Source organism: Phocaeicola sp. HCN-40430 (assembly GCF_037890285.1).
GTDB classification, from domain to species: Bacteria; Bacteroidota; Bacteroidia; order Bacteroidales; family Bacteroidaceae; genus Phocaeicola; species Phocaeicola acetigenes.
Window position 1 is genome coordinate 19,466 of the sequence record NZ_JBBKBS010000002.1, and the last position, 19,379, is coordinate 38,844.

The 19,379-nt window shown below is 38.4% G+C and carries 8 protein-coding genes; all 8 read left to right on the top strand.

Annotation, left to right across the window (positions count from 1 at the left end; translation table 11 throughout):
- Positions 1 to 3: 3 nt before the first annotated feature.
- Genes WKU26_RS01085 through WKU26_RS01120 form a run of 8 tightly spaced genes read left to right on the top strand, consistent with a single transcriptional unit; the run spans position 4 to position 18,691 of the window.
- A complete protein-coding gene (locus WKU26_RS01085) occupies positions 4 to 2,883 on the top strand; it encodes a helicase-related protein (protein WP_340320573.1) in 2,880 nt (959 codons plus the stop codon).
- 15 nt (positions 2,884 to 2,898) lie between these two features.
- On the top strand, positions 2,899 to 7,011 hold the full coding sequence (locus WKU26_RS01090; RefSeq protein ID WP_340320574.1) for an Eco57I restriction-modification methylase domain-containing protein: 4,113 nt from the start codon (positions 2,899 to 2,901) through the stop codon (positions 7,009 to 7,011).
- Between the two features lie 6 nt (positions 7,012 to 7,017).
- On the top strand, positions 7,018 to 7,743 hold the full coding sequence (locus tag WKU26_RS01095; protein WP_340320575.1) for a hypothetical protein: 726 nt from the start codon (positions 7,018 to 7,020) through the stop codon (positions 7,741 to 7,743).
- On the top strand, positions 7,740 to 10,055 hold the full coding sequence (locus tag WKU26_RS01100; protein ID WP_340320576.1) for a DEAD/DEAH box helicase: 2,316 nt from the start codon (positions 7,740 to 7,742) through the stop codon (positions 10,053 to 10,055). The genes WKU26_RS01095 and WKU26_RS01100 overlap by 4 nt, the downstream gene beginning before the upstream one ends.
- Before the next feature lie 12 nt (positions 10,056 to 10,067).
- Positions 10,068 to 12,782: an AAA domain-containing protein gene (locus tag WKU26_RS01105; protein ID WP_340320577.1), complete on the top strand. Its 2,715-nt coding sequence runs from the start codon at positions 10,068 to 10,070 to the stop codon at positions 12,780 to 12,782.
- Positions 12,779 to 13,957, top strand: coding sequence for a DUF6361 family protein (locus WKU26_RS01110; protein ID WP_340320578.1), 1,179 nt, complete (start codon positions 12,779 to 12,781; stop codon positions 13,955 to 13,957). Before WKU26_RS01105 ends, WKU26_RS01110 begins: the two co-directional genes overlap by 4 nt.
- Positions 13,950 to 15,737 carry a phospholipase D family protein gene (locus tag WKU26_RS01115; protein WP_340320579.1) on the top strand — a complete coding sequence of 596 codons (1,788 nt, stop codon included), beginning with the start codon at positions 13,950 to 13,952 and terminating at the stop codon, positions 15,735 to 15,737. Before WKU26_RS01110 ends, WKU26_RS01115 begins: the two co-directional genes overlap by 8 nt.
- A complete protein-coding gene (locus tag WKU26_RS01120) occupies positions 15,734 to 18,691 on the top strand; it encodes a DEAD/DEAH box helicase (RefSeq protein ID WP_340320580.1) in 2,958 nt (985 codons plus the stop codon). Before WKU26_RS01115 ends, WKU26_RS01120 begins: the two co-directional genes overlap by 4 nt.
- The last annotated feature ends 688 nt before the right edge of the window (positions 18,692 to 19,379 follow it).

Sequence of the window (19,379 nt, forward strand, 5' to 3'; positions counted from 1 at the left end):
GAGATGGAATATAAGACAGGAACACTTGTTGAATTTCGCTCACGTCCATGGGTGGTTCAACAGTCATCAGATAAAGATATATTAATTATCAAACCTTTAGGTGGTACAGATGCCGAAGTTATCGGTCTGTATAAGCCATTATATAAAGACCAACTAAATTCAATGGTCTGCTCATATGATTTTCGCAAGCCCTCATCTGATGATGTGGGAGCGAATAGTTATCCTGAGGCAGCACGTATTCTTTATAATGCGTGCCGATTATCATTTCGTGACATAGCAGGACCATTCCATTGTTTAGGACGACTTTCTTTTGAACCTCGCCCCTACCAAATGGTCCCCCTCATATTGGCCCTGAAACACCAGGTTATACGTTTGCTGATTTCAGATGATGTAGGTATAGGTAAGACTTTGGAATCTTTATTAATTGCTAAAGAACTTTTGGATCGCAAAGAGATTCAACGTTTTGCTATTATATGTTTGCCACACCTATGCGAGCAATGGCAGAATGAAATTCGCGATAAATTTGGACTGGAAGCCGAAATTATCCGCTCCAGCACAATAAGCCGTTTGGAAAAGAATATGCGTGCCAATCAAAATGTGTTCCGCGATATACCCTTCCAAATCATTTCTATAGACTATATTAAGTCTTCAGACCGAAAGCCAATGTTTCTACAACATTGTCCGGAATTTATCATAGTGGACGAAGCACATACTTGCGCTAAGCCCAAAGGTGCCAACAAGAGTCAGCAGCTACGCCATGCTTTACTTTCTGATTTGTCTAAATCAGAAAGGCATATAGTACTTCTTACTGCAACTCCTCATAGTGGAAATAATGAGGAATTTCAATCACTTATCGGGCTCTTAAAACCTGAGTTTGAGCATTTCACATTGGAAGATGCTCGCCAACGTGAAGAACTGTCACATTATTTTATCCAACGCCGTCGTGCAGATGTTAAACCTTATGTAGGAAATGATATGATATTTCCTACTCGCGTTCAATTTGATGCCAAATATGAATTAAGTGCTCAGTACCATGCTCTCCTTATGAACATTATAGACTATGTACGTGAAGGTGTCAAAGCTGCACGTTCTTTAGGTAAAATAAAACAACGCTATATTTACTGGGATCTATTGGCCCTTATCAGAGGTGTGATGTCAAGTCCAGATGCAGGTATTAGCATGCTACAGAACAAAATAAACAAACGCTCTAATGATTCTGAAAATGTAGCAGAAGATAACGACAAGATTTATAAGTTTAATGATGCATTAAAAGATGGGCTTTTCAATGATGATGTAATTCCTGAATCATACGAGGAATCATCAAATAGTGAGAAGAACAAGTTCCGTTCATTCATTTCAATCCTTCGAGAAATCAAAGAAAAGGGACAAGATAGCAAAGTTACAGAATTGGCAAAGAATGTTGAGTTTGCCTTAAATTCTGGATATGCTCCAATAGTCTTTTGCCAATATATACAGACAGCAGAATATTGTAAAGACTATATAGCCAAACATTTATCTGGCAATAAAAAATACAAAGATGTATCGGTTGAAGTGATAACCAGTCGACTTACGGATGAAGACCGTAAAATGAAGATTGAAGAATTAGCTAAAGCACCTCGCCATGTATTAGTATGTACTGATTGCCTTTCAGAAGGAGTAAATCTTCAAACGGGTTTTAATTGTGTTATTCATTATGATTTACCATGGAACCCTAATCGTATGGAACAGCGTAACGGTCGTATAGATCGCTTTGGACAGACTGAAAAAGAAGTTGCGATTTTTACACTCTTTGATGAAGACACGAATCCTGTCGACAAAATCATCATGAAAGTACTTTATCGTAAGCAAAATCAGATTCGAAAATCATTAGGTATTTACATCCCAATTGCCGATAATGATTCTACGCTTATGGAGAGTATTATGGAAGAGATTATTGTACTCGACACGAAAAAGGAATTTATTAAACAGCCGACTCTTTTTGATATGGAGTGGGCTTCAGAAACGGTTGAAGAACATGATAAACGTATTCAACGAGCTGTAGAAATTGAAAAGAAGTCACATACCTACTTTGCCCATAATACGAAAGCAATGGATCCGACCCGGTTGATTGAAAGTCTGAATGAAGCCAAAAAGGTTATAGGTGATATTTACGATACAAGGGATTTCGTTATCGGAGAATTACGACATGCCGGTATCAATGTGAAAGTGGATAGTATTCCACTGTGCTATTCCTTCCAATTTATCGAACTGCCAGAAAATTTGAAATCCTACTTTCAACGGACGGTAGATAAAAAAGGAACAGTGCGGATTTCATTTGCTTCGCCTACTCCTAAAAACTACATGTATATTGGACGTAATCACACTTTCGTAGAAGATCTTTCAAGGAGTGTTGTCAATGATACAATCAACGGCGGAGACTTGGGAGCTTGCCGTGCAATGGTTATAGAGACAGACAAAGTTGATACGGTTACTACCGTACTCCTTATGCGAGTCCGATCTGTAATTAGCGAGACAAAACACAACGATAATCAATTGGTTGGTGAGGAAATGATATTCTTTGGGTATAAGGGGAAAGTAGACAATCATGATTTCATTTCAGAGGCTGAATGCCAAAATCTTTTTTTGGATTCACAGCCAACCGGTAATATTGACTTAGCTGCTCAACGCAATATCTTCAACCGCCGTTTGGAATGGATTAACAATGAAGCGACACTACGCCTGCACACCGACGACATTGCCACAGAACGTGCAAACAACCTTGTACGTTCGTTTGCACGATACCGTACGTATCTTTCAGAATCAGAATATCAGGTAGTAAAGCCAATTCTCCCCATGGATGTTATAGCTGCGTTTGTTTATACGCCCAAAGTATCACATTTATAAAATAAACTATTGGATATGGATTATACTTCTATACATATATATGGACATCTTCTCTCAGATGATATTTTACATGAAATAGAGACTGAATCTTCCATGCAAGGCAACCGTGAACAAGATTTTAATCTTGATGTTTCGCTCACGGCCAAAATTGATAATGCATGGAGCAGTCTGCGTAACGATTGGAAACTATTTTCTGAACGTAACTCTCTTCGCGACCCATATGGAACGAAAGCTGTACGTCGTCTCATGGAGCGGTTCTTTTCGAGTCTTGATTATCAGTTAGATTATCAACCTACACAAATTGAAGTAGGCGAACGTAAGTTCGACATACCTTATATTTGCCCCGAATTGGACCAAATGCCAATTATTATAGTCGGAGATAAAACTGGTGATGCAGAATTAGATCTTCTCGACAAATGCACACTCGACCAGCGAATCAAAGGTGAACGCCGTCAAAAGTCACCCCAAGCCACTATGCTTGATTATTTAAATAATACAGAACATGTGTATGGTATAGTGACTAATGGTCAGGTATTGCGTATAATTCGTAATACAGGGCAATTAGTCAAACTTACATATATTGAATTCGATATACGTCGTATGGTCGAAGAAGATCATTATGCTGAATTCTGCTTGTTGTTCCGACTGATGCATACTTCCCGTTTTACACACAGCGGGGATAATGCCTGTATTATGGAACAATGGTTCAATCGTTCTATTGAAAGCGGCAACCGCATTCGTGCCGGGTTGAGTGATGCCGTTCAAAAAGCGATGGAAATACTGGGCCATGCAGTGGTATGCGGAAAAGGTGAAGGTAATGAAGTATTCAGACAGGCTGTCATCAATGGTGAAGCAAACGCACAGACTTTGAATAAAGAACTGATTCATTTTATTTACAGATTATTATTTCTCTTCATTATTGAAGACCGCAATCTGGTATACAATATCGGTGCTCCGGATACAGATAATGATTATGATCAAAAAGTTCGTTGCCAGGAAATTTACAAAAAATATTATGCAGTGTCTCGCTTACGTGGCTTGTCAGAGTTACCCTATTTACGCAATGAACGTTACTGCGATTTATGGGAAGGATTAATGGATTCTTTCCGACTTTTTGAAGATGAAAAATTCGGAGCTCCACTCTTTATAAAACCTCTTGGAGGCGTATTATTCGCTTCTGAGACATTACATTATTTACGTCAATGCAAAATTACCAATGAACAGCTTCTTGCTGCTTTCTCTTGCCTAAATGAGTTTAGAGATGAAAAGCAAAATCGTGTAAAGATTAATTATTCATCTCTTGATGTAGAAGAGTTTGGTTCAGTATACGAGGGTATTCTTGAAATGCGTGCTATTATTACGCCGAGAACATCCGTCTCAGAATGGAACTTTACTTTTGGAGCAGGACTTGATAGAAAATCATCCAGTTCTTACTATACCCGTCCGGATCTCGTACAAAATTTAATCCGTACTACATTGGAACCGGTGATAAAGGAACGCATTGCTAAATGTCAGACTACCGAGGAAAAAGTTCGTTCACTTCTTTCTATGAAAGTATGTGATGCAGCAAGCGGTTCTGGTCATATTATTTTGGCCATGGCTCGAACTTTGGCCTGGTACATCTCTACCTTACGTACTGGCGAAGACAACCCAGCTTCGCTCGACTATCGCGAATCGCTTCGTGAGGTAATTCAGAAGTGCATCTATGCAGTTGACTATAATCCTGACGCTGTAGAACTTTGTAAAGTTGTACTTTGGATTGAAGGATATTGTGCAGGAAAACCTCTTTCTTTCCTTGATCATCATATTCGTTGTGGTAACTCTGTAGTTGGAGTGACCAACCTTGACGTACTCCTTAATGGTGTTCCCAAAGAAGCATTTACTGCTAATGACAAAGAAACTAAGAAAAGAATTATTGAGCTCAACAAACAGGCACTCAAAGATGTTGATTTAGTTCGTAATGGGAAAAATATGGGTTTATCTATAACCTTATTTAGTCAGGATATTGCTATTCAAAATATTGATAGTGAGCAAATAGGATTAGCAGGTAAAGTAAAAGAGATAAATGCCTTACCTGAGGATTCTCTTTTGCAAGAACTTACAAAACAGTCAAAATGGGAAGAATTGATGCAGTCTCCTCGTGTAGAATGTCTTCGAAGAGCTTGTGATATATATGTTTATAGTTTCTACAAACAATTCCATACAACAGACTTAACTTCTGAATTTGATAATGAAAGCGAGACATTTACCCCATTCAATATTCCCTATACTCGTACAGTCTATAATGCATTACAAGAGATAAAATATCTTGATTATACAGTTGAGGAGATAGAAGGTTTGCAGGTCCTTCCTGATTCGTTCAAACAAGAAGTGAACGAAGTGGCACAAACCAATCGTTTCTTCCACTGGTGCGTTGAGTTTCCCGAGGTATTTGCTGATGGAGGCGGATTTGATGTGATGTGTGGTAATCCACCTTGGGATAAAATCAAGGTGGAAGATAAGAAATGGTTTGAGCAGAATGGGCGTGCGGATATTGTAAATGCGGGTACCGCAGCACAACGGAAGCAGGCTATTGCAGACCTTAAAAAAACTGATCCAGAACTTTATATAGTATACCACATGGCTCTGGCTAATGCTGAAGCCATGAGTCGTTATGTTCGCTTCAGCGGTCGTTTCTCGATGACAGCAACTGGAGATATTGATTTATATCCTTTATTTGCTGAGCATTGTTATAATTGCTCACGAGAGGCATGGGGATTGGTATTGCCTACAGGTATTGCAGTAAATGATAGTAATAAGATATTTTTCTCAAATCTCATTGAAGAAAACAGGTTAATATCTCTTTATGATTTTGAGAATAAAGAAGGCTTATTTGATATTCATCGGATGTTTAAATTCTGTCTCCTTACAGTTGGGAAAAAACAAAATAATCCACGTGAAGTTTCAGGCGGATTTTATCTTACTCGTCTAGATCACCTTCTCGATTCTGCAAGAATTTATAAACTTAAAACAACAGATTTTGAACTTCTAAATCCAAATACAAAAACATGCCCGGTGTTTCGTACCAGTCGCGATGCAATGCTTACTACTAAGATTTATCGCCGTTGTAAAGTGATGATAAATGATACAACAAGTGAAAATCCTTGGAATATTAAGTTTGGCAGCATGATTCATATGTCTAACGATTCCCACCTTTTCCGTACTTGTTCTCAACTCATCAATGAAGGGGCATATTTAAAAGGAAATAGATTTTTATTGAATAATCAGATTTATGTTCCACTATATGAAGGAAAAATGATTTGGCATTATAATCATCACTATGCTAATTGGCCTACCGAAGGAGAGCGCCCCAATACAGTACCGACACCAACTTTAGAACAACTAGCAAATCCTTACGACACTCCAATGCCTTGGTATTGGATACCACAAGAGGAAGTTGAGAATCGGCTTGTTAAAGTAGATGCTAAAGATAATATTATTTGGGAATGGACACATAAATGGCTTATCGGATTTCGAGATATTACAAATTCGACAAACGAACGCACATTTATAGTGTCGCCTATTCCCGACGCCGAAGGCGTCGGGCATAGTGCCACGCTCCTCTTCGTGGAGCGTGGCACTATGCCCGGAGCGCTGCTTTTGGGAATGATGTCTTCATTAGTATTTGATTATACAACAAGACAAAAAATTGGAGGAAGTCATGCCAGTATCAGTTTTGTGAAACAATTTCCAGTCCTTACAACCGAACAGGTTTCCGCATCGGGTTACGAACAGGACATTGTGGAGCGTGTAACACGCCTTTGCTGGTTCAACCACGACTTGGATGGTTGGATGGAAGAGTTACGAGAAGAGTGCCCACCAGAGTATGACCTTCCTGAAGAACCAGTCATATGGAATGAAGGGCAACGAGCTGTATGGCAAGCCGAACTAGATGCCATCTTTGCTCATTTATATGGTCTTACCACTGAGGATCTTCGCTATATCCTTGATCCCGAAGATGTGTGTGGCAAAGGCTGTATCAACGAAACATTCCGCGTGCTCAAAGAGCGAGAACTCCGAGAACTTGGCGAGTACCGTACCAAACGCTTGGTTATGGAGGCATGGAATAAATTTGGATTCAACAGATAAATCTATATGAACATCGTAAATATCCAACAAATTGATTTAACACACTATGGGTTACCATCTCATCCTTGTGTATTTGAACTTGATACACAAATATCAAGCGCAGAAATTCCAATTGAGGCTATGCAAATAATAACATGGCTTCAAGATACTAGTTGGTTGGCAACACTTGACGACATAGACAAAGCCAATTATCTTGCTTGTGCAGAACCTACAATTAGAGATTTGTGCAATATGATAACGAACGAATATCTGAGTGCTTCTTATACACCTGGAAATCTAAAAGATGACTTAGGTGAATATTTAGTTTCAATGAATGCACAAGAAGCTTTAGTCCAAGGACTTACTCATACAAAGATTCCAATAGCGGAATTATGGAAAGAACAAATAAAAGGTAATCCTGGTTTTGATTTCCATACATTAAGTACTTCTGATATAATTGTATATGGAGAAGCCAAATATAAAAGTACTCAAAATGGATATTATGACGCTTTTAATCAAATACGCGATTTCATTAATGATAATAAGATGAGTAGAGAACTTCGTCATCTTAGAGTATTGGCAACAGAGAATGCAGCACGCAATGTTTTAACAGATCAATTAGGATTTGCCGCAGCATTCTCTGTTAATACACGAAACCTGCCGCATATAATAGAAAATGCTATTAAATATCCTACATTTAGTGCTTTACTTAATTATCCAGAAGTCTATCTAATTACAGTAGAAATAGTATGATTGTCAAAAGAAACGAAGATATATCCTATCTTAAAGAATTAATGGATAATATCTTAATAGATATACATAAGTCTGGTCCAGTTTCAGCATGCCATCTAGAAACATTAGCTTGCATCAAGAAGTTTTATCCAGACTTGTTTAAAGATTATGAGCATCAATTAATGTATCTAATGGGACTGTTCTATAAAACTACAGAACCTCAGTCTATTATTGAACTATCCTATAAGTTTCATCGTGATTCAATAAAACAGGCAACAAGTTTTGATTTCACTCCAGTACAAGCGAGTGAATTTAAAGAGATTAACAACAATAAAATTTTCTCTTTTTCAGCTCCCACAAGCAGCGGTAAGTCCTTTCTATTTAGATCCTTATTGTCAATTGTTGACAATGATGTTGTTATAGTTTTACCCTCTCGTGCACTCATAGCTGAATATATCAACACAATTAGAAAAATTGTCCCCAAAAACGTCCTTGTATTACAATTCATAGAAGACGTTAATCGTAATAATGTTAATAGACGCATATATATCGTCACCCCAGAAAGAGCTGATGATGTTTTTCCTATATTAGGATCTTTAAATATAGGCCTTATATTATTCGATGAAGCACAGATTACTGAGGATGCATATAGAGGAATGCTATTTGATGCATTGGTAAGAAAGTGTGAATTTTATATTCCTAACGCAAAAAAGGTATTTGCTCATCCGTTCGTATCAAATCCTGAAGCACAACTTACAAGAAACAACTTAGTCGACCGCATTTCATATAAAGTATATAAACAAAATTCTGTAGGTAAATTATACTACACCAAGAAGGGAAATACATTCAAGCTGTTCTCCCCATATCAGGATACAGATTCTATAATTGTCAATGATGTTATCCTTGATTGCCTAAATAATAATGGAAGTGTTTTGGTCTATGTCTCAAAAGACAAACTGTACTCTGAAGAATTTATGCAAGATTTTAAAGAGTACATAGATCAATGTGATGAAATAAAAGATGCCAAAGCATTAGTTATTTTTGAAAGGCTAAAAGAATATATTGGCGGCTCGCTACATGGTGATAAGCACTCACTTCTTCTGTCTCTGATGAAAAGAGGTATTGTGCTTCATCATGGCTCAATGCCATTAAAAATGCGATGGATGATTGAAGAATTCGTTGCTGGTGGCTTCGCAAAAATATGCTTTGCTACATCAACTCTGATTCAAGGGATCAATATGCCTTTTGATGTCGTATGGATTGATAACTTTGTTTTTAATGGTTCAGAAGACAAAAAACGTTTAGACTTAAAAAATCTAATTGGCAGAGCTGGAAGAACTACTAATAATTCAAATGTATTCGATTATGGATATGTAGTTATATCAGAATCTCATAAGAATACATTCTGCAATCGTTTAATTAATCCTAGTACACTATCCGAGATATCAGCATTATCCGAAAATATAGATGCTGCACCAGAAGATCATAAAGATATAATCGAGGCTATTCAAAACAATACATTTAATAATGATCTAAAGATTACTGAATCTCAAAAACAACGAATTCTGGATTCTGATGTGTTTAATGATGTAGCTTATATCTTAGAAAAATTATTTAAGAGAGGCAGATTAATTTCTGCAGATAAATATTACGAAATACCGACCGTCGAAAGGAATCGTATTAAAGAGCACTTCAGAAGAATATATGTCGTACACTTACGAAGACAAGAATTAACGCCTGCCGAAAAAACAGTGCTTAGCGCCTCTATCCCAATGCTTCTATGGAGAGTACAAGGAAAATCTTTTAAAGAAATTGTTTCTTTAAGACAAAGCTATATTCAACAAAAATCGAAAAAAGCAGAAATCAACAGAAGATATAGAAATGGGGATATTACAGAAGAACAAAAAACAATTGAACTAGGACAATTAACACTAAAAAGAACTCCTATTGCAATATCCCTTCCCAACAGAAATGCACGGAATGTTACGTTATTCCAAACATCACCTCATTCATTTAAATATGATTTACTCGTATATGATACATATGACTATATTGATAAAGTAATTAATCTATCTCTGTCAACTCCTATTTGTGCTGTCTTGAAATTATATTACCAAGCAACACAAGACCCGCTTGCTCTTGACTTATCGAACTTTATACAATTTGGGACAACTGATATAACAGAGATTTGGCTACTTAAATATGGATTTTCTGCGGACGATTTTGAATGGCTAGTACCTTGTATAGAAACAATCGATGAAAATCAAATAACATTCAAAAATATTGAACACCTATCTGAAGATCATAGAATTCTTATTGAAAGATATTTATAGCAGATAAAATATATGGATTCTAACCAATGTATGATTATAGATTTAGAGAAACGCGGCGACAAGCAAATGTTTGTCACAGAACGTGTTTCTTCTATTTACCAAAACAAGAATGGACTTTGGACTGTTCGGTTTTCGTCATCACCACGTGTATTCAATTACAATACATCACGTTTGCTTTATCTCACACATCCTGAGACAATCAATCTTGGAGAAAAAGGGCTATACATCAATAATAAACATATTAACAATGTAGCAGATTTGCTACGTTTTACAGATGGTCGCTACATTTTTTATCGAGTAACCTATGACAATGGTTATTATGAGAATCTGGAAGGGAACGAGGTCTATATTACCCGTACTCCGATTGACAAAAATAAAGGTTCTATTTGGGATTATCTTCGCAAACTGGCTGATGAAACAGGTCTGATTACGGAAGAAGATGATGAAAGTATTCTATCCAAACAATATGAATTGGTAGATGTGAAGCGTGACAATGTTCCCTTGGCTCAATACCTAGGTGACAAAACAAAATTGGCAACTTACTCTATGCCCAAACATGTCTATTATCCGTTTGGATGCAATGCCAGCCAAAAAGCGGCCGTAGAAGCTGCGTTAACACATCAGGTAAGCATTATTCAGGGACCTCCGGGAACCGGTAAAACACAGACAATACTGAATATTATTGCCAATCTGCTGATGAAAGGTAAAACAGTATTGGTTGTATCAAACAATAACTCAGCTGTAGAGAATGTAGCTGAGAAATTAAACGGAGAAGGATTAGGCTTCCTTGTTGCCAAACTGGGTAGTGTACAAAACAAAGAAACATTCATCGCCAACCAGCCAGAGCATCCTGCTATGACAGGTTGGAAGATTGATGAACAAACAACTACAAAGAATCTGGCAAAAGACTCACTTCAAGACGTTTCACAAGGATTTGATGCTCAACTCAAGCAGGCCAAACTAAAGGCAGAATACGATGCCCTATTAAAAGAATCGAAATACAACGAAATGCGGGAAGACAACCATACAGAAGATGAATGGTTGAATGGCAAACCATCGGCTAAACTTATGAATTTGCTCAACCGCTATCAGATGATAGTTGAGAACGGACATAAGCCAGGTTTATGGTTCAGATTGCAATGGGCTTTCTTGTTAGGAACTAAAGTATTGACATTTTTAAATAGAAAAGCGACAGATGTCATAAACAGTTTTGAGTCGGCCTACTACTTTTCTCGAAAAACAGAATTAGAGCAAGAGCTGGAATCGATTGCTTCAGCACTCCAAAGCATAGATATCCAAAAGAGTATGAAAGAACTTCGTTCCTCTTCTCTACAACTATTGAAGGACAAGATAGCTAAACGGTATAATACCGGACAAAGGAAAAAATTTACCATCAAGGATATTAAGCGCAGAACAGAAGAGTTCCTGAAAGAATATCCGATTGTGCTCAGTACCACTTATTCGGCCAAAAGCTGTATCAGTAAAGACATGGTTTTTGACTATGTGATTATGGACGAAGCTTCACAAGTGGATATTAAGACGGGGGCTTTGGCTCTATCATGTGCCATGAACGCCGTGATTGTGGGTGACGACAAACAGTTACCCAATGTGGTAAGTCGAGAAGAAGAATTGGCGTTAAGGGCTATTCAGACCACATACCAAGTGGACGACCGATACAATGCTGTCACGCACAGTTTTCTACAATCGTGCGTAGAAATATTTCGGGATGCGCCAGTAACACTGCTTAGAGAACATTATCGGTGCCATCCGAAAATCATAGAGTTCTGTAATCAGCGCTTTTACAATGGAGAACTGATTGCCATGACTACAGACGAAGGAGAAAAAGATGTATTGCAAGTAATTCGAACTGTACCCGGCAATCATGCCAGAGGACATTTCAACCAACGTGAAATAGATGTCATTACGCAAGAGGTATTATCGGAATGTACAGAATCGGAAAGTATAGGTATTATTACTCCGTATCGGGCTCAAGCTGAAGCAATCAATCAAGCTGTTAGAAAAGACATATCCAGTACAGTACACAAGTATCAAGGGCGAGAATGTGATACTATTATTATGAGTATGGTAGACAACTCTCCTACAGAATTCTCGGATGATGCCAACTTACTTAATGTTGCCATTTCACGTGCTAAGAGCAAATTATGTTTGGTAACGAACGGAAATGAAATGCCAGAGGATTCCAATCTCAGCCAGCTAATCAGTTATATTCAGTACAACAATTTTGAGGTGAAATCCAGTAAGTTGCATTCTGTCTTTGATTTGCTCTATCAGCAATATACGGCAGAAAGATTGGCTTACGAAGCTGCTCATCCTGCTGTCTCTGAACATTTATCAGAGAATCTAATATACGATATTCTGTTAAAAGCCATTGCTGAATTAGGTTTGCCTCATACGGGAGTACTTTGTCATTATCCACTGTCCAGACTTATTACCGACTGGAATCAACTGGAAGATAAAGAAAAAACATTTGCAGAAAGTCCATTCTCACATATAGATTTCCTGCTCTATAATTCCCTGACCAAACAGCCGTTCAGTGCCATAGAAGTGGACGGATGGCATTTCCATAAGGAGAATGACGCCCAACTATCACGTGATAAGTTGAAAAATCAAATATTCACAAAGTTAGGGCTTCCTCTGATTCGCATTTCCACAACAGATACAGTGAATCAGGAAACGATAAAAAAATCATTATTAGCAATTTTATGAAATTAGGATATATACACAGCAACAGAGAAGAACAAACCCGAGTCATGCAAGTACTGAAAATGACTTCTGAATCTGTAGCTCTCGACGAACTCGGCATTGGCCGTATCCGTGATGCTTTTGCAGACCGTATGTTTCCCGGAATATCTACCCTGCAAAAGCACATGAAGTATTTCTCGCTCATGCCACAACTCTATCGTAAGGCTACAGAAAAACAATATAACCGTCTATCGGAGGTGAAAGCGGAAATTATCCGTCTGGAACGGATCATGACAAAAAATCTATACGATGGCAGTGCGGACAAACGAGGTATCACAGGAAGTGAGATGATTGGTAAAAGTGGAAACAATTATGTAAAATATGATCCGGCATACATCTACAATTCCGGATTACAGACTTTCGGAATTTTACGTAGTCCACAGTTATATGAACTAATCTACTCAACTTCAAAGGCATTGCACAATGCCCCTAAAGTGACCAAGACGGATGATGAAGATACAAATGACGATGCGGACGAGAAGTCAGGTCTGTTCCAGTTCTGCTCTTTCCCTAATGTAGATTATGATTTTACCCAGAAATGTACATTAGATCTGACCGTAGAAGATAAAGACTTCATTGTGGATCACATTCTGAAAGCAGAAGCATGTCAAGGTACCTTATTACGTTACATCGTGGATAATCCTGACTTTGCAATAGCCGATAGTTTTGAACAGATTCCCTTCCGTCATTTGCCACAGGAGATTGGAGAATTGCAAGATTTGGCCCGACGCTTCGCTGATTTCATATATATGGTGCACATCCGCTATAACTATATATATTCGCAATACCAGGATGAAGAAATGCGAATCGAATTTCAGGAAAAACTTAAAGAATACCGGAATAGTGGTACGAACATAGACAAAGTGCTGAATGCAGTAAGTATACGGGAGAACAGCGGAAAATGGTTTTGCAAAGAAGTTGCGGAACGCATTGCAGCCAATGACATTGAAGAAAATGGCGGTTTGGATCAGTTGATTATCAACCGGGAACGAAGAGTAAAAGGGAATCGAAGAAAAATTGGAAATCCAGCATATATTTATAATAAAAGGAATCGCATACACTACTATAAACTCACCTACCGATGGGAAACGGTAAAAACCTTTACCGAGGAATTAAGAAAGGAGGCTATCAATGGCTGATATATTATGGAATGATATTATCTATACTGATGTGTTGCAAAGCGATGGCTTTGTAATTGATTATGCGGTTTGTACTACCTATAGTCTGGACATGCCTTCCTTGTTATCAGTGCCCTTTATGTTGGGCACAATGACCGACCTGACAGAAACAGCCATGCGCTCTCCTCACCTAATATTGGAGACTATCAATAAATCAGCTGGTAAGTTTGCCGTTTTCTGCAATGCAGGATGTATGGCAGTACCGCAAGCCAACTCCAAAGTGTATTCACTATTGGAGCAGAGCGTTGTACAAGTAACACTGCAAGCAAAGGGAGGCAGTTTCATAAATTTCCATCCCAAGGTATGGATTATAAAAGAAACGAACCCGGACACCGATGCTCAGCAAATCAAACTGATTGTCCTTTCCAGGAACCTTACTGGTTCCAATGACTTGGACGTAGTATGTGAACTTGTCGGTAAAATCGGCACCAAACCGGCCACAAGAAAAGCGCAAGTCAAACATACACCTCTTGTGGACTTCCTCACATGGTTAATCGCAAAAGCCGATAACCGTACTATCCGTAAAAATATGCGTTCTATCTGTAAGGACATTGACTACATTGAACGATTTGACCTTACAGATTCTCCTTTTGAAGATTACGAGTTTTTCCCTATGGGGATACCTGAATATGATGGATATACAAAGTGCTTTGAACAAAGTATGCTGAATCATGCGGCAGAAATGCTGGTCATCTCCCCCTTTGTGGACAAGAATATTTTGAATCAAATGGTCAGTTGCAATCCTAGTGCTAAAAAGACACTCATCACACGACATGCATCAGTTACACAAGAGGTAATAAACTTGTTTAATAATGGTGGTGTTTATGCTCCCAAGGAAGTACTGACCGATAAGGTGGAAAAAGATGTAGCTGTCGACTTGCACGAGAAAGTGTATTTCATACGCCGAAACGAGGGCAATCTCAGCTATAACCATCTGTATCTTGGTTCTACCAATGCCACCATGAATGGATTCAGACGGAATGTGGAGTTTTTACTGCACCTGAAGTTTGCTCCCTATAAATCTTCGTATGAAAAATACCGGAGTGAACTGATAAACGACAGCAAGGAATGTATGTTCGAGCAGGTTCTTTCGGTACCAGAGGAAGACTCTGAGAAAGAGGATGTCACTAACGAATTGATGCTGCGTCGTGCAATTTCGGCCATTCAGCAGGCACAAATTACATCTAATGACGGAAACTATACCATCACCATACAATGCCAGTCTAACAGAATGCCTTCAGAGCCTGTTTTTCTTTATCCTTTAGGATGTGATGGCAAGGAACAAGTATTAGCTGACGGGCTGACATTTAAAGATATGGCACTGGATTCATTAACAGAATTTTACACGATACGGATTGGAGACTTGCGTCGTCTGATAAAAATACAGACGGAGGGAATACCAACTGATGAACGAGACAAAGCGATATTCCGTTCCTTTATCAATACGAAAGGAAAGTTCATCAACTATCTGGCATTCATGCTAACTGATGAGGTGGAACAGTATATATTGGAAAGCCAACAACTGGAAAAGGAGCTGGCCAATGACAAGGCATCCTCTTTGGAACAGCAAATTAGTACCTCACTTTATGAAGACATGGTGAAAATGGCCTATAAAGACCCTGACCGCATCGCTTCTATCCGGCGAATCGTAGAGAAAGCAGACGAGACAGTCATCCCAGACCATTTCATGGAGATGTACAACACATTTGAAAACGTTATTAAACAAATAAAACACTTATGAGTCAGGAAGTAAAGGATTTTCAGCGTGCTACGGCAGATCGCATTCTGCATATCTATAAAAATTTAGGTCATCGACGAGTATTGCTGGCCGACGAAGTGGGATTAGGCAAGACGTTCGTAGCCAAACAAGTCATCAACCTGGTTCGTGAATGGCACAAGCAGGAGAAGGATGACTTCTTTAAGGTGGTTTATATCTGTTCGAATGCCAACATAGCCGACCAGAACATTGAGAAATTAGGGGTTGAAAATCGGATGAGCATCAGCGAGAGCCGTCTGTCAATGCAGCATCTCTATATCAAATTGGCTGAGAAAAGGATTGCAGAACAGCATGAGCAGGGAGAAATGCCTGAATCAATCATTCCGTTGACTCCTTCCACTTCCTTCCGTTTTTACAGTGCACAAGGAACGGCCAATGAACGTGCCTTGATGTATAATATTTTATGCGGACTGGCTCAACTCAAAGATTATAAGGAAGTTATCGGTGATTTTCTTAGCTGCAATGTTAAAAACTGGCAGGAGCTTACGAACATTTATAACGAAAAAATCAAAGGATGCGGAGATGATTATCTTTGTGAGATGCATAGTAAGTTACAGAAGAGATTGTCGGATACTATTACAAATCAATTGATTGAGTACGCACAAAATGGTTGCGATAATCGTCAGAGGGCAGAGATGATCAATAAGCTACGTCGTATTTTCGCAGAAATCAGTATTGACATGCTCGACCCTGACCTGGTTATCATGGATGAGTTTCAACGCTTCAATTCGTTGCTTGAACAAGGCGATGACGAGCAATCCATGCTGGCCAACAAATTCTTTGACAACGAGCGTTCCAATACGAAGATTCTGTTACTTTCCGCTACGCCCTACAAACCTTATTCCACCCTTGAAGAGTTAAATACAAATGGGAATGACGAGCACTATCAGGACTTCATGAAAGTAATGGATTTTCTATATGCCACAAAAGATAAAATGGACCGGTTCAAGTTGATATGGCACACATATTCTGCTGCACTCAAACGTACAAATGTGGTTGATTTAACACCGCTTGTGGTAACCAAGAATGAAGCAGAAGAAGCACTGTATGGAGTGATGTGCCGCACGGAACGGTTTAATAGTGGCATTATAGACGATTCCCGTGTATGTGACGTACAGGTCGTACCGGAAGATATCCTTTCTTTTGCAGAGGGGCAGTATCTGATGGATTGTCTAAATCAAGAAAATACGAAAGTGCGCTTAGGTAATCTCCCCATGGAATACGTCAAATCGTCACCCTATTTGTTGTCCTTTATGGATAAATACGAACTGAAGAAACGAATTGCTTCGGCATTACAACACTCAGACGTAAAAAGATATGGAAAAATGGACGCATTGCTTCTATCGAAGTATGCCATCAATAATTATCGTCCCATTCCTGCTGCTAATGGAAAATTAAAGTATCTCCACGACCTCGTATTTGGTACACGTCACGAGAAGAAAACACAGTTGTTGCTTTGGGTTCCTGCCTCTAATCCATACTATAAAGCCGGAGGTGTATTTGAGAGTAACGAAGCTCGCAACTTCTCCAAGATTATTCTATTCTCTTCATGGGAAATGGTACCGAGAATGATTTCCATCATGATGTCATATTATTCGGAGTTATATACTTTGGGAGAGTTAAAGAAGGTAGAAGCAGAGATACGCTATACTTCTCAAAAGAAGAACCGTTATGGCGAGAATCGTTTAAGAGCCGACGGATTATTAGAGTATCCTTGCCAAACCCTATCCGGTCTTTTCTCTCCTACCACATTTTATGGAGAGAAACTTTCCTCAATCCGGAAAATCATAAAACAGAGAATTCAAGAAGTATTTGCACAGAATACTATCATAAGTAGTATTCCACAACAAGGGCGAAACAACGCCAAACTTATTCTTACTCTCATGAAAATACTGGATGGAAAGCCAGTGGAAGATTTGAACGATTTGTATGTGCCTTCAAATGCATTGGATGTGATGACAGATATTGCCATCGCTTCACCGGCTGTATGTGCTTATCGGCAATCCGGCAATGAAGAAGATGCCCAAATGGTAGCTAAAGCAATCGTCTCAGTATTCAACAAGCCTGAAAGTGCAGCTGTGATAGACCTGATGTATAACAAAAAGAACGATGATGATTATTACGAATCAGTTCTTGATTACTGTGTGGTAGGTAACCTACAGGCTGTACTTGATGAATATGCCCACATGACACAAACAAAGATGTTGGGAAATACTGTTACGGAGGCTATTATTGGCACAAGCAATCTTAGCATAGATACAACCGATTCATTGGGAATGGAAGAAAAGAAACAACTTATGCGTTGTCATTTTGCCATTCCATTCATTGACAAAACGGTCACTGACAAATCAGTCGCTCGTACCACTAATATTCGTAAGGCTTTCAATTCTCCTTTCCGTCCGTTCCTGCTTTCAACAACATCAATAGGTCAGGAAGGCCTTGATTTTCATTGGTATGCCAGAAAGATTGTTCACTGGAATCTACCCTCAAATCCTGTAGATCTAGAGCAACGGGAAGGTCGTATCAACCGATTTAAGTGTCTGGCTATTCGCAGAAATGTGGTAAAATTGTATGGCAGTGAAACTTATCATACTTGGGATGAACTGTTTTCTCTGGCTTATTCGAATTTGAAAGGTACCCATTCGGATATTGTTCCTTATTGGTGCCTTCCTGTCGCAGATCTGACGGAAGAACAACGGGCAAAATTGGAATACATTGAGCGTATTGTTCCGCTTTATCCGCTCAGTCGCGATCGATATAAGTACGAACGTCTTATCAAGGTACTTGCTTTGTATCGCATGACACTAGGGCAGCCACGTCAGGAAGAACTGTTGAACCTTTTGAAAAATATGCATCTCTCGGATGAACAGCTCAAAGAACTGACAATTGATCTGTGCCCATATAATAAAAGGAAATGATTATAAAGCAGTTTCTCTCGAAAGGCTCTATTTTTAATCAGATAAAGTAGATAAAAGAATAGAAATCACCTTACTTCTCATCTATAAATTACAGTCTAAAAATCTCCAGCTTTTAGTCCTATAATTGAAGTAAACAAAGGCTAAAGTTGGAGATTTTAATCATTACAACATTCACAATTGAGGGGAATTATAAATACCTTCACCAACATAAAGTATCCATCAATAGTCAATTATAATTCTAATAGATTTATTGCTTAATAACTTAAAATATGACCAACAAAATAATGGAGAAAGTGCTCAACAAATTGTGATTCATTCATTGTATAGAAACACATAACAAAAAGTCTTTTATATCATTGTCATCAATATTCTCGGGTATACAACAAAAATATCCAACAATAAACTTCTATTCAAGAAGATAGATAAAAATCCATTTGTAATATTGCAGAAAAATGAGCAAAACATGTTCCGTTTGCTTAAGATTATAAGAAACTATAGGGAAGAGATTAGTTATATAAAAATCAAACAATTAATCACAGATAAAATGCCAATTAAAGTAGCTCTTTTACTAGATACTTTGATATACACTTTTTCCCTAAACTATCATAGAAAAACGCGTTTATAAAAGGGCTTGCCCTATTCACTTTTTTAAAAGAGGGAAGCCTAATTCCCCCTTCCTAAAAAGGGC